The sequence below is a fragment of the Arthrobacter globiformis genome (genome assembly GCF_046536215.2).
In the GTDB taxonomy this organism is placed as follows: Bacteria; Actinomycetota; Actinomycetes; order Actinomycetales; family Micrococcaceae; genus Arthrobacter; species Arthrobacter globiformis_E.
Genome location: NZ_CM143421.1, coordinates 3837125 through 3854131 on the forward strand (window position 1 = coordinate 3837125; position 17007 = coordinate 3854131).

Sequence of the window (17007 nt, forward strand, 5' to 3'; positions counted from 1 at the left end):
TCGTCCTCCTGGCGCCGTCCCCGGAGCCGGCCGAGCCCTGGCCAGAAAGGTGGCATGCCAGATGAGCAGTTTCGGACAGCTTGATGTCGCCGCGCCACCACCGCTGCTGCAGAGCGGATCGAAGTGGGCGGTGCGTAGCCCGTTGGAATCTTCCCTCGCCCTCTACGGCCTGGTGGCTGCTGCCGCCATCCTGCTTGACGCCGGCGGCCCGGCTGCCGCCCCCTTCAAGTTCGGCGCGTGCCTTATTTTGCCCGGGTGGTCCCTCATGCGTCAGCTTGCAAAGGCCGACCCTGTGGCCCGGCTGGTCTGGACGCTGGTTTCCAGCGCGGCGTTGTACAGCGTCTTGGCCGTGTCGCTTGTATGGTCACAGTTTTGGTACCCCCGTCCGATAGCCGCGGCCACACTGGTGCTTGCGTCCGCCGCCGTTGTGCTCGTGCCGGCAGGTTACGTGAGGCGGCCGTTGCCTTCTGCCAGACGCCCGGCCCTAAGTGCCCGCCCAACCTTCGGGGGCCTGCTTCCGTGGTTCATGGTGGTGGTGGGAATGGTGCTCTGGGTCATCGGCCTGGCGGGCACCAGTGACGGGCAGCTGGGCGACCTGGGCCTGCTGCCGGCGCTGGGACCGGCCTGGTATGTCGCCGTAGCCCTTGTGTCTGCACAGTGCATCCGGGGGGTCGTGGCACGCAGGGTCGCTTCACCCTGGCTCATGAGCGTCTCAATGACGGGACTGGTCCTAATCCTGTACGCGTCGGCCAGTCTGCTCTCCAGCGTCCCCCGGCTACCTTGGACCTACAAGCACATCGCGGTGACGGATTTCATCGCCGTTACAGGACGGGTGGATCCGTCGGTCGACATTTACAACCGGTGGCCCGGCTTCTTCGCCCTCAGTGCGTTCACCGGCGAAGCAGTCGGGCTGCCGGACGCCATTGACTACGCGCCCTGGGCCGAACTCGGCTTTGCCCTCATCGATGTTGTGGTTGTCCTGGCCATCGCCAGGACAATCACGCGGAACCCCCGCCTCCACTGGACCGCCACGCTCGTGTTTACCCTGGGCAATTGGGTCAATCAGAACTATTACTCCCCGCAGGCCATCTCGTTCACGTTGTATCTGACCGTGTGCCTCGCCGCACTGACCTTTCTCCGGGGCACCCGTGTCCGGTGGGTGACTTTCATCGAGGAGAGGCTCAGGAAACGGCGGCATCACCCGGACCTGGAGGAGCCGGCGGCGCCTGTTGGCCGGGCGCTCCGCAATGCGGCAATCGCGGGAATCCTGGTCCTCCAGGCGGTGATCGTCGTGAGCCACCAGCTGACCCCCTACCTGGCCGTCGTGGGGCTCCTCCCGCTCTTTGTTTTCGGATACTTCAGGCCCAAATGGCTGGGGCCGGCGCTGCTGGTGATCGCCGTGGCGTACCTGCTTCCCAATCTCGACTATGTCCGGTCGAATTACGGGCTGTTCAGCGGCTTCGATGTGTTTGCCAATGCCAGCTACAACCCCCCGCAAGCTGGGCAGCTAACCGATGCGGGCCGATGGCAGGCACGGGCTGCGCAGGTGCTCTCGGGTGTGATTGGTGTCCTGGCGATGGCTGGCTATGTTCGCCGGCTGGTGCGGGGCGAGGTCCGAACAACAGTGATGGTCGCGTGGTTGGCGGTTGCGCCTGTTCTCGGGCTGGTCGGCCAGTCGTACGGCGGCGAGGGGCGTTTCCGGGTCTATCTTTTCGCGTTGCCGTGGCTGGCCATCGGGGTTGCCTGGCTTTTCTGGTCAGGGCCAGTACGAACCCGCAAAGCCCTCCTGGGTGCCAGTGCCTCGCTGACGGCGACGGCGCTCTTGTTCACTGCGGTCTATTTCCAGCCGGAGGCGGACTACCGGGTTTCCAGCGATGACGTGGCTGCAGGACGCTGGCTTGATGCCCGAGTCGAACCAGGCGACCTGATCTTCGAAACAAACTTCTTTTTCCCGCTGCTTATCGGTTCCAACTATCCGCTTTACCTGGAGTCCGGGCGCGTATCATCACTGTCCAGTTTCCTGAAATCCTCAACGAACACTGTCACACCCGACGAAGTGCGGAAACATGCGAATACAGTTCGCAGCTATGAAAGGGCTTTTGTTATATTCTCCGACCGGCAGCAGCGGCACGCTGTTGCGCATCAACTCTTCGATGCAGCCATGCTGCCCAGGCTCGAACGGGAGTTTGCTGCAGACAGCAGTGCACACATTGTCTTCAACAATGGAGCCGTACGAATCTATGAGATAGGCCAGATGCCCAAGCCCATTGGAGTTGAACAAAGATGAAGCCCGGCATGCACCTGATGGGAGGGGCAGTCATTCTCGTAATTGCAGGTACGGTCCTCGCTTCTTCCGGCAGGAATGCAGCCGATATGCCGATAGGCGATCTCCCCGGGTGGCGGCAGACCCAGGCCCAGGATTTCGCAACTCCAGCTGCACTGGGGCGGATTGGGGAGATTTATGGCGAAGATATGCGCGGTTATTCGGGGTTTCCGGATACATCAAAACGTGGCGTCTATGACCCCGATTCAGTGGTTTCCGTGGCCGATGGCAAGCTTGATTTGTTTCTCCACTTGAAGGATGAAATTCCGCGCGTGGCCTGCGTGGTTCCCTTTGGCTATTCCGGCCAGAAATACGGACGATATTCCATTCGCTTCCGCTCGGACATTCTGCCTGACTATAAAGTTGCCTTTATGCTCTGGCCCTTGAGCAATGACTGGAATGAAGGCGAGATTGACTGGCCTGAAGGGACATTGGACCGCAGAAAATTCTACGCCACTTCGGCAGTCAGGGGATCATTCGACGGGTCTGGAATGGAATTCGATCCACCTGTCCGGGGATACTCGTCGACGGATGCCACGGACTGGCATGTGGCCACCACCGAATGGACTCCAGGAGGTGTGAAGTGGTTCTGGGACGGTGTCCTGGTCAGCAAAACATCGCTGCCATCCGGTGTGCCGTTCACGAAGCTGCGCTGGACATTGCAGGCCGAAACCAGGGACGGCACGCCCGCACCGGAAAGCGCTCCGGATGGGCACTTGCAGATAGATTGGGTGGTGCAGTATGCCTACGAACCAACTCGATAGGCCGCCGTCGGGAGGGATTCATCCACTGGTCGCCAAGGCCTTCGAGGCCCTCGAGGAGTGGGGCGCGCCTTGGATGCTGTTGCGTGGCGAGAACGACCTGGCCCGTCCTGCAGGGGATGTTGACATCCTCGTCGCGGAAAAACAGCCAGCGGATCTTGACAGCCTCATGAGGGAGGCTGGCTTCCACCGCGTAGTGGCCCCAGGCCACGGCACCCACCGGTTCTACTTCAGTTACGCCGGAGCTGACGATCTTTGGGTCAAATTGGACATCGTCACCGAGATCGCGTTTGGCCCGTACCAGCAATGGCGGACCCCGCTCGGAGCACCCAGCCTCGCACGCCGAATTCGGACATGTGGTCTGTGGCTCCCGGCCCCTGCCGACCAGGCATGGCTGCAATTGCTTCACCTGGTCATGGACAAAGGGCAGATTCCTTTGGCCCGTGCCGAGGCCGCCGGGCGTGCCGCCGGGATTGCAACTGCCGACGATGCGGTCGCCCAGTTCCTCGATCAACGACTCGGCGAGGGAAGCGCGGCGTCCGTCTTGAATGCGTTCCGATCGGCCAACCCGGGCGATGTCCCGGCGGTGGCGGAGAAGCTACGGTCCGCCTGGACTGCCGCGGTTCCAGTCGGCTCGCGGGGGCGAGGGGCCGTCAACCGGGCACTGCGCCTGCTGGGTCCGGCACTTCAGGGGCGGTCCGGCTCCGGTCTGGTTGTGGGAGTGATGGCACCCGACGGCGCCGGGAAGACAAGCCTGCTGCACCTCCTGGCAGGCACTTTTCCTGTTCCGGGAAAGTATGTGTACATGGGGATGTGGAGCACCGGCTCCTGGGACCCTTTGCTCCGCAGGGTTCCGGGCGGACGGCTGGGTAAGAAGATGGTCAGGCTCGCCCGGGCAACCGTCGTTGCGCGCTACCACAGGGTACGGGGACGTCTGGTCCTTCTGGATCGCTTGCCCTACGACGCAATACTGCCTGGCTCGGTGGATAGCAGCGCCGGCGGCCGGATAGCTGCGGCCCTTGCCTTCCGTCTGGTCCCGAATGCTGACGTCGTGATGGTCCTGGATGCACCGGGCGAGGTGATGTTTTCCAGGAAAGGGGAACATTCCGCCGAAGTTCTGGAGCAGCGGAGACGCGCCTATCTGGACCTGGCGCGAAGGCTGCCCGGATCCCGGGTCCTGGACGCGTGTCAACCGCTGGAGATGCTCCGGACGCAGGCCGCCGACATCGTGTGGGGAAGCCTTGCCGGAAAAGCCGGCAGTTCGGGAGGAAAGCGCCCGCAGCAGCGGAAGGAAATACCGGGATGACGGACGTCACGCCGCCAACAGAAGCGGGAAACGCCGGGCCGCTTTCTCTGGAACAGTGGAGACTCCTCGACTGGCGGTTCCTGCTTCCCGTCGTGCAGCCCCGAAACCTGGGCTACGGCGGCGCCGTGGACCGTGAGAGTCTGGCCGCCCTGCGGCTGCTCGATCCGGGCGCCGGACGCATTGATTCCGACGGCGGCCCCCCGGGCCCGACGTTCGACGTCGTCCTGCTCTCGTCACCAGATCTGCAACTCCTCGAGGCCGCCGCCCAGAGGATGCAGCCGGGCGGCTGGATGTGTGCCGAGTTCAGGCGGTCCCTCTCCGGCTCAACGCGTCCCCGCACTTTGTACGGGTGGAGGCGCGCTTTTGTGCGCAACGGCTTCCGTGACGTCTCCGTCCAGTGGCATGCGCCCGGGCTCAGGCATCCATCGCGTATGGTGCCGCTGGCCTCAGGGTCCGCAGTGAGGGATACGCTGGCTCGCCACCAAGCCATCCCGTTCGGTGCCGTCAAAGAGTTGATTGGGCGGCTGGCCTTGGCGCTTCGGGTGTTCGAGCTGGTCATCCCGGAGGGTACTGTGACGGGCCGCCGTCCGGGGAGCCGGCTGCCATGAACTTCGCTGACCGGATCCTTCAGGACCATTACGAGGAACTTGGCCTGGGCCGGTACGGTCTCGGCAGGAAATGGGCCAGCGTGCTCCTCACGCCGCAGTTCGTGACTTCGCGGCATGTGGTGGCGTTGGTCTTTGCGCGTGATGCCCGGCAGCCCGTCCTCGTCGTGAAGATCCCGCGGCGGCCCGGAGACAACGGAGGTGTCCGGCGGGAGGCAGATGTGTTGCGCCAGTTGCGCTCCGCCGGAGGCGGCGGGATGCCGGGCATCCCGGAGGTGGTCGGGCTGCTCGACGTCGGTCCCCACTGTGTGCTGGTGGAAACCGCCTTGGCAGGCGCGCAATTGGATCCGCGGCAGGTTGCCGGGGACTTGGCGGGCGCTGTGGAAGCCGGTACGAGCTTCCTGTCGCAGTTGCCGCGGACGTTGCCCGCGGACTCCAACAAGGAATGGTACGAGCGAAAAATCCGCCGTCCCTTGCACGGACTGTCCCGCATGCTGCCAGGGGACGGAGAGGTGGGATCACTGGTGGAGCGGACCCACAAGGTTCTGGCACCGCTGCGGTCGGTGCAGCTGCCGGCGGTCGTCGAACACGGTGACCTGAGCCATCCGAACCTGTTCCTTCCGGATAGTGGCCAGTTGCAGGTGGTTGACTGGGAGCGGGCGTCGTCCGACGGCGTGCCCGGACACGATCTGGTGTTCTACCTGCAGTATCTGAGTGAATCCTTCGAGCATGCCTTTACGCGAAGCAATCAGCTGAAGGCTTTTGACAAGGCCTTCGGGCCTGCCGGATGGGGACGTGAGCCACTGCGCGAACACTTGCAGATGAGGGGCGTCGATCAGGACCTGATCCCGCTGCTGATCATCGCCACCTGGGCGCGGTCGGCGGCCACGCTGGCGGACCGGCTACTGGTTCAGGAGGACCAGAGCGCGGGCCAGGTCCGGGCGGCGGTCTTCTCAGACCGGGATTTCTGGCTGTGGCGCCACGTAGTGGACGCCCCATGGCAGCGGCCCGGCTAGCGATGCCGGACGAGCTGCAGAAGTTCATCGTGCAGGGACGGGAAAGCCCACCGCAGAACCGCGTAGACCACGCCGACGCACGTGAGGATCACGGCTAGCGCCGAGAGCACATCGCCGGGCAGCGGAATCGCCCGCACGGCCAGTCCAGTCACGGCAACGGCCACTCCGCAAACGAGGCCGGGGAGGGCGGCCGCCAGCAGTTGCCGTGCCTGCAGCCGCATTACCTTGGCGGCCACGGCCTGCATCCCGATGGCGAACAGCACAGCAACGGCAAACTGGGCACACGCGACGCCCGGTATGCCCCACCGGGTGCTGAGCACCAGAACCGGCAGCAGGATGACCAGCCGAACGAGGGAGATCCAGATCGAAAGTCCGGGGCGGCCCAGGGCTTTGTACAGGTCGTTGGCACCGGCTCCAAGGGACCGGGCCGCGGCGTAGAGCGACAGGAAGACCAGCGGGAGCACGGCGTCCGTCCACTGCCCCCCGAACAGCACAGGAACAAGGACGGGGGCAATGACTGCCAGGCCCACGCCGGCCGTCAGGCCGTAGAGCGACTGGAGCTGGACGCTCTTCAGGTATCCGGAGCGGAGCCGGCCCTGATCGTTGCGGACCTGGGCGTACAGCGGGAACATCACCGTGGACAAGACGAAGAACACATTGATGATCAGGAGCTCCGGCAAGCGGAACGCCAGCGTGTAGTAACCCAGAGCGGATGCTCCCAGTACCCGGCCGATAATGAGGTAATCGACGTCAAAGATCAGGCGGGCCAGCAGGGTGCTCCCGGCCGCCGGTGCACCAAAGCCGAGGCTTTCCCGTAGGGATTGCTTCCGGACACGCCATATCTGCCAGTCCAGCTGCTCACGAAGCAGGATCCAGCACGCGGTTGCGTACGCCGCAGAACCGGCCAGGGTGCCAATGGCGAGTGACCACGCTCCGTATCCCGCGAACGCGAGCACCAGAGTGACCGAGCCCGCGGCGCAGGCCCTGGTGACGGTGGCGGCGGTCAGTTGCCGGAACCGCAGTTCGCGGCGGAGCAGGGCTTCAGGGACTGCTGCCAAGGCCGTCGCCAGCAGCGACAGTGCCAGGACCCTGACGAGGGGAGCTACGTCCGGGCGGTCGAAAAATGCGGCAATAAGCGGGGCGGAAATGATTGCCCCGGCCGTGAGCAGCCCGCCCATGAGAACAGAGATCAGGAGTGCCGCCCGCGCGGCGTCCCGGGTGCGTGGCAAGTACACCAGCGCCTGGGCCACGCCGGCATCGGCGACGGTTTCGGCATATGCCATCAGGACAAGGGCGAGCGCCACCAGCCCGTACTGTTCAGGGGACAGCAGGCGGGCCAGCACCACGGTGGTGACGAGGACTATCGCCTTACCGACGGCGAATGCCAGTCCCTGCCAGAGGGCGCCCCGGGCGCCTGCCCGGGCGATCTCTCCGGGAGGGGCCGGACGGCTGTCCGCTGTGTCTGTACCAACTCCGGAAGGATCGGCTCCCCCCGGTTTCCCCTTACTGAAGTTCATGCCCGGCGGCCTTTAGGACAGGAACTGTCCCGCTGATGGCGTCCCGCAGCTCGTCCATGTAGTCCTGGGCTGCTGCCTTCCATGTGCGGCCGGCCGCCAGATCGCCCTCAACGTTGCACGGGTCGGCGCGCTCCGCCGACAGGTGCCGCAGCACGTGTTCAACGAACTTCCCAGTATCCCCTTCCACGGTTAGCAAGCAGTGTGCGTCCTGTTCCCGGGCGGCCACGGGCGTTGCCACGACCGGCAGGCCCGCCGCCAGGGCCTCCCGTACAGAATTGCGGATGCCCACTCCGAATTCGTCCGGAAATGCGGCGACGTCCGCCAACTGGAACACCTCGGCAACCGAAGGGACGTTGGCGAGAACGTCCACCCGCTGGCCGGCGAGCGAGAGTATTTCCGGCGGGGGGAGGCGGCCGGCGATGACAAACCTGGCTTCGGGAACCTCATGCCACACCAGGGGAGCAATTTTTCCGATCAGCGCCTTCGCGCTGTCTATGTTGGGAGCGTAATTCAGGCTGCCGACGAAACACACGGTGGGACTGCCGTCCCTGTCCGCCGTCCGGGTCACCGGCCTGGCGCCGTTGGGTATGCTGCGCACCGGCCGGCCCAGGAGTTTGGACCACTCGGCGGCATCCTGCGCGCCTACCGTCAAGAGACGTGCCCTTGCCGGCAGCTGACGTGCGGCCCGAAGGGCCAGCATTCCTTTCAACCTTCTGTAGGCCGCACGCCATCCCCGCACCAGGGCGCTCTCCATGCCGATCCGGATTGACCACGGGTCAACCGTCTGCAGAACCATGGGACTGCGCACATGGTGGGCCAGGAAAAGGACGTGCGGCCCGTGCACCAGCGTGGCGTCGCACTGTGCTGAGAGTTCCGATGCGGCTGTGATTGCCGCGGCAGTGGCACGTTCCTGGGCGCCGACATCATGAACGCTGAACACGGACCGGGCCAACGCCCACGGATGCCCCCGCGGGGACAGTTCATGTACTGCCTCACACCGGCCGCGAACATCTGCCGGGCATTGCACGGGGCCTGCGAAGGTCAGCAGCGTCACGGCCACATCCGCAGGCAGGTTTCCCAGCACTTCGAAGGGAATCATCGAGCTGCCGTCACCGAGGACAGGGTCCCTGTTGGGCATGCTTTCTGTTATGTACAGAAGCCTCATTGCAAGAGCGTAAGAGGCCGACCCTATGATCCTCCCGGGCTTCGGTCAGGGTTGGACAGCCAATAGGGGGACCATGCCCCCGAGGTGGCGGTACTTTTCGAGCCGCTGCGGCAGGAGCTCCGCCACGCCGGCGGTTGAGAGCGCGGCCAGCTCGTACTCGATGGCCTGTCCCAGCCGCTGGCAGAACGCCCTGCCCTCGAGGGCGGCGTCGCCGCGCTCGTCCACGATGTGCTCCACCATGCCGTGGGCGTAGAGCGAGGCGACGTTGACTCCCTGCGCCTCGGACATCGCCGGGGCGAACTCGGTGCTGCGGTGCACGATGGCGCTCGCACCCTCGGGCGGCAGCGGGGACAGCCACGCGTGCTGTGCTGCGATGGTGCGGTCGGCCGGGAACAGCGCCAGGGCGCCGCCGCCGGTGCCCTGCCCCATCAGCACGGAGACGGTGGGGGAGTTGAGCCCGATGAGGTCGTGGAGCGACCGGGCGATTTCGCCGGCCAGCCCGCCCTCTTCCGCTTCCTTGGACAGCGCCGCGCCGCCCGTGTCGATCACTGTCACCAGTGGCAGCCCGAGTTCCTCGGCCAGCCGCATGCCGCGCCGGGCTTCGCGCAGCGACGCCGGGCCCATGGCGGTCTGCTGCGAGGGCCGGGGCCGGGTGTGCCCGATCACCACGCAGGACTTCTGGCCGAAACGGGCCAGCGCCAGCAGCAGTCCGGGGTCCTTTTCCCCTTGCCCGGTGCCGTTCAGCGGCAGCACATCACGGGCACCGTAGGCCAGCAGCTGCCGCAGGTCCGGGCGGCGCGGGTTCCGGGAGATTTCGATCGATTCCCAGGCGCCGGCGTCGGACGGTTTCACGGACAGCGTGCGCGGCGGACGGACCCGCGCCGGCGGGCCGGCGACGAGAATGCTCAAAGCGCGGTCCACGACGTCGGACAGCTGCCACGGCGGGACCACCGCGTCCACGAGTCCCTTGTCGAACAGGTTCTCGGCCACCTGGACGTTCTCCGGAAAGGGGGAACCATACAGGGCTTCGTAGACGCGCGGCCCGAGGAACCCGAGGAGGGCGCCCGGCTCGGCCACGGTGATGTGCCCGAGGGAACCCCAGGAGGCCATGACGCCGCCCGTGGTGGGGTGCCGGAGGTACACGAGATAAGGGAGGCCGGCCTGCCGGTGCGCCCGGACAGCCGCGCTGATCTTGACCATGGAGAGGAATGCGATGGTGCCCTCCTGCATGCGGGTGCCGCCCGACGCCGGTCCGGCCAGGAGCGGAAGCCCCTCCCGGGTGGCCCGTTCGACGGCGTTCACGATGCGTTCCGCTGCGGCGAGGCCGATGGAACCGGCAAGGAATCGGAACTCGCTGACGATGACAGCCACCCGCCGGCCGCGGATGAGCCCCTCACCGGTGAGGACGGACTCGTCCACGCCGGTCTTTTCGCGGGCCGCCTCCAGTTCCTGCCGGTATTCCGGGCTGGGATCGGGGTCCGTCACGGGCGAGTCCCAGGTGCGGTAGGAACCGGGGTCGAGGACGGCGGCAATGAGTTCGGTGGCGTCCAGGTGGCGGGCCTTGTGGGCTGCAGTCATGCTCGGCGGCCCTCCCCGGCGGCGCCCGCAGAGGCGGAGGCGGCAACGGCGTCGGCGGGAACAAGCCCCAGCCAGTGCCGGATCCGGTCGCCGTCCTGGTCCAGCAGCGGCGGAGCCGTGTGAGCCTTGAGCGTGGTTTCCGCGGTGTCCGCGGCGCTGAAGAAGCGCAGCGGCGGCCCCGGCAGGGTGACGTTCCCCAGGATCTTGTGGTCGACGTCGATCACCAGGCCCTGCGAATGGACCTGTTCCCATGCGTAGACCTCGTCCAGCGTGCGGACCTTGCCCGCCGGGATCCCGGCCTCGTTCAGCATGGCCAGCAGCGGCTCCGCCTCATATTCGGCGAAGACGCGCTCCACCTCCTCGATGACCTTTTCCCGGTTCCGGACGCGCTCGGCGTTGGACGCGAACTCCGGCCGGTCCGCATCGATGCCGAACGCCGCGGCAAACGTGCGCCACAGCTTCTCGCTGCCCACGCTGATCTGCACGCGGCCCTGCCGGCAGTTGAACAGGCCGTAGGGCGCGATGGACGGGTGGTGGTTGCCTTGCGCCTTGGGCACCTCGCCCGCAACGGTGGCCCGGGTTCCCTGGAATGCGTGCACACCGATCAGCGCGGCAAGCAGGGAGGTCCGCACGATCTGGCCCCGGCCCGTCCGTTCGCGCTGCAGCAGCGCCGCGAGCGTGCCGAACGCCCCGTACATGCCGGAGAGCAGGTCCGCGATGGGCACGCCCACCCGCTGGGGGTCGTCCGGGCCGGAGCCGGTGAGGGACATCAGCCCGGCCTCTCCCTGCAGGATCTGGTCGTAGCCGCTGCGGCGGGACTCGGGGCCGTCGTGGCCGAAACCGGTGATGGACAGGACCACCAGCGCAGGGTTCAGTGCGTGCATCTCCGCGGCGGAGAATCCCAGCCGGTCCAGCACTCCGGGCCGGAAGTTTTCAATCACGACGTCGGCCCGTTCCAGCAGTTCGCGCAGCACCGTCCGCCCGTCGTCGCTCTTCAGGTCCAGTGCGATGGATTCCTTGTTGCGGTTGCAGGAGAGGAAGTACGTGGCCTGGGGATCGTCCTCGGGGCCGACAAACGGCGGCCCCCAGCCGCGCGTATCGTCTCCGGTGCCGGGGTTCTCGACCTTGATGACCCGGGCGCCGAGGTCCGCGAGCATCATGCCGGCGTGCGGTCCGGCCAGGGCCCGGCTCAGGTCCACCACGAGGTAGCCGGCGAGGGGGCCTTCGGGCTGGGGCGTGGATTCTTGGCTCATGCTGGGTGTTCCTTCTCTTGCTTGAGGGGCTGCTGGTGCTGGGCCGGGGTATTTGCGTTCGGGCGGCTACATCCAGCCGGGGAGCACCATGACCAGCCAGGCGATGGCGGGGCCGGCGATGACGACGATGCCGCTGTAGGCCAGGATCTGCTTGTAGAACTTGTCCTTGTCCACGTCCTCCGGGGCGTTGGCGAGTACCAGCGCGCCGTTGGTGGAGAACGGGGAGACGTCCACGATCGTGGCGGCGACGGCCAGGGCGGCGATCACGCCGACGGCGCCGATCTCACCGGTGGACAGGAACGGGACGGCCAGCGGGATGAGGGCGGCCAGGATGGCGGTGGAGGAGGCGAAGGCCGAGACCACGGCGCCGATGTAGCAGATCAGCAGGGCCGCCAGCAGCGGCATCCCGAGGTGGGCGACGCCGTCGGACACGAACTTGATGGTGCCGGCTTCCTCGAGGACGCCCACGAACGTGAGCATGCCACAGATGAGCAGGACGGTGGACCAGCTGATCTTGTTCACGGCGCCCTTCTGGGCGGCGGGCGAGACGAGGGCCAGGACCATGGCGATGGTGATGGAGACGAACCCGACGTCCACCTTGAAGCCGAGCGAGATGACGGCGAGCGCGATCAGGCCGGCAATCGTGACCAGCTGCGGGACGGTGGCCCGGGCGCCGGAGGCGGCGGTGTCAGAGGCTGCGGAGGAGCCGGAGGTGCCCTTGCGGGCGACGCCGGAGGAGGAGATGTCGGAGCCGGAGCCCTGCAGGGTGACGCCGGCGGCGCGGGCGCCCACGCTCACGGCCATCCGGGACTCGGCGGCCTGCTCCACGAGCCGGCCGGTCTTGGTGGCGAGCAGCTTGCTGCCGCCCAGGACGATGAAGAGCACCACGGCGATGGCGAGGTTGAAGACGAAGCTGGCGAGGAAGATCGCCATGGGGCTGGCCTCGAGGTCCGTCTTGGCGATGATGCCGTTGACCGTGACGCCGTAGACGGCGATCGGGGAGAAGCCGCCGGCCTGGGCACCGTGGATCACCATCATGCCCATCATCAGGGGGTTGATCTTGTGCTTGGCGGCGAAGCTCAGGGCGATGGGGGCGATGATGGCGACGGCGGCGGGAGACAGGGCGCCGACCGCGGTGATGACCGCGGTGATGGCGAACATGACCCAGGGGATGAGGGCCACCTTGCTGCCCACCATCCGGACCGCGCCGCGGACCAGCAGGTCGATGGTTCCGTTGTTCTGCGCGATCGCGAAGAGGTAGGTGACGCCGACGATCGTCAGGAACAGGCCGCCGGGAAAGTTGGCAAGAATGTCGCTGGTGGACATTCCGAGGACCACCGAGCCGAGCAGGAAGGCGCCTACGAAGGCCAAGGCGCCCATGTTGAGGGGCAGCACCGTGGCCAGCAGGAACATCACCGCCAGGATGATGATGGAAAGGATGGGAGCGGACATCGTTGTTCCTCCGGGGATGAGAGTTGATGTGATGGGGATTACAGGCTCACTGGCCTAGCCTCCTAGACACTAGGTGACTTTGTCAATACTCCTCCGCTAAGCTGATGCAAGAACGCCGGAAGGATGCGCATGCCCAAGAAGACCGCAACGCAACAGATTTCCCGCGTCGCGCGCCCGCGGCTCTACGAGCAGCTCGTAGAGCAGCTGATGGACTTCATCGAGTCCGCACAGCTGGGGCCCGGCGACACCCTGCCCGCAGAGCGGGACCTGGCCGAACGGCTGGGCGTCTCGCGGGCCACGCTTGCCCAGGCGCTGGTGGCCCTGGAGGTCCTCGGCGTTATCGACGTCCAGCACGGCACCGGCGCGGTCCTGGTCTACCGGCCGAACGTTCCCTCCGTGCTTAAGGGACTGCGCGAGCACCGGAGCCGTCTTCCCGAGATCGTCGAAGCCCGCAGCACGCTCGAGGTCAAGCTGGCCGAGCTTGCCGCCGTCCGGCGCACGGACGAGGACATGCAGGCGATCGACAAGGCACTCGACGTCATGGCGGAGGAGGTGGCTGCGGGCGCGAAGGGGGCGCATGGCGACGAGCTGTTCCACCAGGCCATCACCGCCGCGGCGCACTCCGGCGTGCTGGCCCAGCTCATGACCTTCATTGCCGAGATGATCCTCGAAACGCGGCTCGAGTCGCTGGGGCAGCCCGGCCGGCCGGAGCAGTCACTGGCTTCGCACCGCAAGATCGCGGACGCCATCCGGGCCCAGGATTCGGAGGCCGCCGCGACGGCCATGCTGGACCACATCACCCTTGTGTCCGACGTCGCCCTGCTGAAGTAAGCCGTGAAGCCGTTTCTGCTGCTCGCCTCGCGGGCCGAGGACGTCGCCGCGGAGGACGAATACGAGGCGTACCTGCGCTTTGGCGGGCTGGAGCCGGACCAGCTGAAGCGGATCCGGATGGAGCGGGCGCCGCTGCCGGAGCTGGACCTGGATGACTATTCCGGCATCATCGTCGGCGGCAGCCCCTTCACCTCGAGCGACCCGCCCGCGAAGAAGAGCGAGGCCCAGCACCGAGTGGAGCGCGAACTGTCCGGGCTGCTGGACCGGATCGTGGCGGAGGACTTCCCGTTCCTGGGCGCCTGCTACGGCGTGGGCACCCTTGGCCTGCACCAGGGCGCCGTGATCGACCGGACCTACGGTGAGCAGCTGGGCGGGGTGACCATCAGCCTGAGCCCGGAAGGCCTGGCGGACCCGCTGCTTGCCGGCCTGCCCGCGCAGTTCACCGCCTTCACCGGCCACAAGGAAGGCTGCACGGTGCTGCCGCCGCACGCGGTGCTGCTGGCAAGCTCGGCCGCCTGCCCGGTGCACATGTTCCGGATCAAGCAGAACCTGTACGCCACTCAGTTCCACCCCGAGCTCGACGCCGAAGGCCTGGTGACCAGGATCGACATCTACCGCCATGCCGGATACTTCCCGCCCGAATCAGCCGAACAGCTGATGGCCGAGGCCAGGACCTACACGGCCACCGAACCGATGAAGATCCTGCGGAACTTCGTGAAGCTCTACGGCAAGTAAGCACAGCGATAGCGCAGGCGGACGACGGCGGGACGCCCCCGCCGTCGTCCGCTTCCGTTTTGCTGTACGGCGCTTAGTGCGCCGGGTCACCGTGGCCTCGTAGGTGAGGATTTCGGTGCCATTGCCCTCTTCGCCGTTGTATGAAGTTGTCCGGAGCCTGCCACGTGGTCAGTTCCTTGCCTTTCAGGTTCCACTCGACGAAGCGGCGCGAACCCCAGGTGTTGCCCACCAAGAGGTGGCCCTGCCCTTGCCCGGGGTGGAAATCCAGCTTCAGCTTGCCGGTCAGCCGCCAGGCCGTAGCGCGGTCGACGGCGGCAAACCCGTCGGCGACGGCGGTTTCCGGCGAGTGGCGCTCGCCTTGGGATGCCTGTGCGACGGCCGTGCCGCCGATGGCCGAAGCGGTGATGACCGCCGCCGAGGCCGTGGCCAAAATGGTGCGCGTGCGGCCATCTTTCGCCGCCCAACGCTGCCCATTGACTTCGGCCTGCGGAGGTCTACGGTTGAACTACGCAACATTGATCTGTTGCGTGCGCGTGCGGCGAGGGGGCAGCCGCACCAAAATATGCGGCTGTTGCACGGTCACGCCTCGGCGGCAGTCCGCACCTCGCCAGCGTGGGGCTTCGCACCGGAGCCACCTTCATATTTCAGGTCTCAACCAAATCTGCAGGTACCGTCCATGACCGCCAATTTCATTACTGCCCTAGCCGTCAAGTCCTTCGATGAACCGGACAAGAAGAGATGCCCGGACAAAGCCGAGGTTGACCTGGTCAGCGTCAACGACTTCTCGGTCGCCCGGCTGATCCTCGCCCCCGGCTGGCGCTGGTCCGAATGCACCAAGCCCACGGAACAGACACCCTTCTGCCAGCACAACCACCTCGGGTTCTGCATCTCCGGTGCCATGGAGGTGGAGACACCGGAGGGGGGACGCTCCTTCATCCGTGCCAATGACACATATGCGATTCCTCCGGGGCACGATGAGTGGGTGGTGGGGTCCGAGCCGTTCGTGGCGGTTGAATTCCTCGGCGCGGCGTCCTTCGGGCGGCCGGTCAGCCGCGGCCTGCACGCCAGAATCTGAGTGGCCCGCGCGGCGGCCTGGCCCGCGGCCCTTATTGGCACGGCGTCCCGGAAGGGATAACGTCACTGCCATGGGGTGCCGGTCCAGCTGAGGAGTCGCTGTCATGGCCATTATCGACAACGCCGTGTACGTGGCCGGACGTCGGACGGCTGATCCGGAGGGGCTGGAGGAGACCTACTTCCTGCTGCGGCAGCGCGAGGGCATGGCCTGGATCGGCCTCTACCGTCCCGACCCCCATGAGCTGCGGTCGGTGGCGGACGAGTTCGACCTCAGCCCCCTGGCGGTCGAGGACGCGCTGACCGGCCACCAGCGCGCCAAGCTTGAGCACTACGGTGAAACCCTCTTCCTGGTGCTGCGCCCGGCACGGTACCTCGACGACGTCGAAAAGGTGGAGTTCGGCGAGATCCACGTCTTTGCCGGGCCGGATTTCGTGGTCACCGTCCGCCGCGCGGAATCACCGGACCTGGCGCGGGTGCGCCGCCGGATGGAATCGCAGCCCGAGTTCCTCGCCCTGGGTCCCGACGCCGTGCTGTACGCCATCGTGGACCAGGTGGTTGACGAGTACGAGCCTGTTGCGGCAGGCCTGGAAAACGACATCGACGAGATCGAGGACGAGCTGTTCGGTGCGGACCCGGAGGTGTCCCGCCGCATCTACGAACTCTCGCGCCAGGTCATCACCGTGCAGCGTGCCACCGGTCCGCTGGCCGGAATCCTGCAGGCCCTGATCACCGGGGCGCCGGACCACCATCCTGGCCCTGAACTCCAGGACCACCTCCGCGACGTGCTGGACCACGTCCTGCGGCTCAACGACCGGATCGCGTCCTTCCGGGCGCTGCTGCAGAACGCCCTCGCCGTCAATGCGGCACTCGTGGCCCAGCGTCAGAACGACGAGATGCGCCGCCTCACCGAATCCAGCTTCGCGCAGAGCGAGCAGGTCAAACGGATCTCGTCCTGGGCGGCCATCCTCTTCGCGCCGACGCTCATCGGGACGATTTACGGGATGAACTTCCACACGATGCCCGAACTGGACTGGATCTTCGGGTATCCCATGGCGCTGGGGCTGATGATCGGCATGGGGCTGATCCTGTACGCCGCCTTCAAACACAACAACTGGATCTAGGGAAAGCGCAGGTTTACACCGGTTTTTCCGCAGGAGCCGAAGCTTCATCGAAGCTTCCGTGCAGCTCCGCTCCGGCGCGGGACCGCGGAAAATACACTGGAATCAGCCGTCCACCGGCTCTTCCTGCCGGCCCTCAGCTTTCGAAGGAACCCCAAAATTCGCGCTTCGTCTGTTCTCCGTCCTGCCCTGGCCACGCTGCTGCTCACCGGCTTTGCCGCCGCCTTCGCGGGGGTCACGCCGGGCACCGCCGACGCCGGTACGGCCGCCGCC

Annotated in this window: 15 protein-coding genes; 9 read left to right on the forward strand and 6 right to left on the reverse strand. The window is 66.4% G+C overall.

What is annotated here, in order from left to right; translation table 11 throughout:
- The first annotated feature begins 49 nt into the window (after positions 1–49).
- The 5 genes from R5O87_RS17280 (at position 50) to R5O87_RS17300 (ending at position 6011) form a co-directional block, all read left to right on the forward strand.
- Entirely contained in the window at positions 50–2287 is a 2238-nt protein-coding gene (locus R5O87_RS17280; RefSeq protein WP_462836325.1) for a hypothetical protein, read from the forward strand.
- Between the two features lie 8 nt (positions 2288–2295).
- Positions 2296–3087 carry a glycoside hydrolase family 16 protein gene (locus R5O87_RS17285; protein WP_410556868.1) on the forward strand — a complete coding sequence of 264 codons (792 nt, stop codon included), beginning with the start codon at positions 2296–2298 and terminating at the stop codon, positions 3085–3087.
- Positions 3065–4390, forward strand: a complete 1326-nt coding sequence (locus R5O87_RS17290; RefSeq protein WP_410556869.1) for a hypothetical protein — start codon at positions 3065–3067, stop codon at positions 4388–4390. Before R5O87_RS17285 ends, R5O87_RS17290 begins: the two co-directional genes overlap by 23 nt.
- Entirely contained in the window at positions 4387–4998 is a 612-nt protein-coding gene (locus R5O87_RS17295; protein WP_410556870.1) for a hypothetical protein, read from the forward strand. The genes R5O87_RS17290 and R5O87_RS17295 overlap by 4 nt, the downstream gene beginning before the upstream one ends.
- An 80-nt stretch (positions 4999–5078) precedes the next feature.
- A complete protein-coding gene (locus R5O87_RS17300; RefSeq protein ID WP_410556871.1) occupies positions 5079–6011 on the forward strand; it encodes an aminoglycoside phosphotransferase family protein in 933 nt (310 codons plus the stop codon).
- On the opposite strand, the gene R5O87_RS17305 is transcribed toward R5O87_RS17300, so the two are convergent.
- The 5 genes from R5O87_RS17305 to R5O87_RS17325 all read right to left on the reverse strand — a co-directional run bounded on the left by R5O87_RS17305 (position 6008) and on the right by R5O87_RS17325 (position 12976).
- On the reverse strand, positions 6008–7528 hold the full coding sequence (locus R5O87_RS17305) for a lipopolysaccharide biosynthesis protein (RefSeq protein WP_410556873.1): 1521 nt from the start codon (positions 7526–7528) through the stop codon (positions 6008–6010). The two genes, R5O87_RS17300 and R5O87_RS17305, sit on opposite strands and share 4 nt — an antisense overlap.
- Entirely contained in the window at positions 7515–8666 is a 1152-nt protein-coding gene (locus R5O87_RS17310) for a glycosyltransferase (RefSeq protein WP_410556874.1), read from the reverse strand. Before R5O87_RS17310 ends, R5O87_RS17305 begins: the two co-directional genes overlap by 14 nt.
- 72 nt (positions 8667–8738) lie before the next feature.
- A complete protein-coding gene (locus R5O87_RS17315) occupies positions 8739–10271 on the reverse strand; it encodes a carboxyl transferase domain-containing protein (protein WP_410556875.1) in 1533 nt (510 codons plus the stop codon).
- Positions 10268–11524 (reverse strand): CaiB/BaiF CoA transferase family protein, encoded by a 1257-nt coding sequence (locus R5O87_RS17320; RefSeq protein WP_410556876.1) that lies wholly within the window; start codon positions 11522–11524, stop codon positions 10268–10270. Before R5O87_RS17320 ends, R5O87_RS17315 begins: the two co-directional genes overlap by 4 nt.
- Before the next feature lie 66 nt (positions 11525–11590).
- Positions 11591–12976 carry an SLC13 family permease gene (locus tag R5O87_RS17325; protein WP_410556878.1) on the reverse strand — a complete coding sequence of 462 codons (1386 nt, stop codon included), beginning with the start codon at positions 12974–12976 and terminating at the stop codon, positions 11591–11593.
- A gap of 129 nt (positions 12977–13105) precedes the next feature.
- Between R5O87_RS17325 and R5O87_RS17330 the strand changes: the two genes are divergently transcribed.
- The gene (locus tag R5O87_RS17330) at positions 13106–13807 is read left to right on the forward strand and encodes a FadR/GntR family transcriptional regulator (RefSeq protein WP_410556879.1); all 702 of its coding nucleotides are present in this window, start codon (positions 13106–13108) and stop codon (positions 13805–13807) included.
- 3 nt (positions 13808–13810) lie between these two features.
- Positions 13811–14542: a glutamine amidotransferase gene (locus R5O87_RS17335; RefSeq protein ID WP_410556881.1), complete on the forward strand. Its 732-nt coding sequence runs from the start codon at positions 13811–13813 to the stop codon at positions 14540–14542.
- A gap of 73 nt (positions 14543–14615) precedes the next feature.
- Here the strand turns inward: R5O87_RS17335 and R5O87_RS17340 are convergent, their stop codons facing one another.
- Positions 14616–14972 carry a hypothetical protein gene (locus R5O87_RS17340; protein ID WP_410556882.1) on the reverse strand — a complete coding sequence of 119 codons (357 nt, stop codon included), beginning with the start codon at positions 14970–14972 and terminating at the stop codon, positions 14616–14618.
- A 246-nt stretch (positions 14973–15218) separates the two neighbouring features.
- On the opposite strand from R5O87_RS17340, the gene R5O87_RS17345 reads away from it, so the two are divergent.
- Together R5O87_RS17345 and R5O87_RS17350 are read left to right on the forward strand one after the other, a co-directional pair.
- The gene (locus tag R5O87_RS17345; RefSeq protein ID WP_410556883.1) at positions 15219–15617 is read left to right on the forward strand and encodes a cupin domain-containing protein; all 399 of its coding nucleotides are present in this window, start codon (positions 15219–15221) and stop codon (positions 15615–15617) included.
- A 103-nt stretch (positions 15618–15720) separates the two neighbouring features.
- The gene (locus R5O87_RS17350) at positions 15721–16737 is read left to right on the forward strand and encodes a magnesium and cobalt transport protein CorA (RefSeq protein WP_410556884.1); all 1017 of its coding nucleotides are present in this window, start codon (positions 15721–15723) and stop codon (positions 16735–16737) included.
- The last annotated feature ends 270 nt before the right edge of the window (positions 16738–17007 follow it).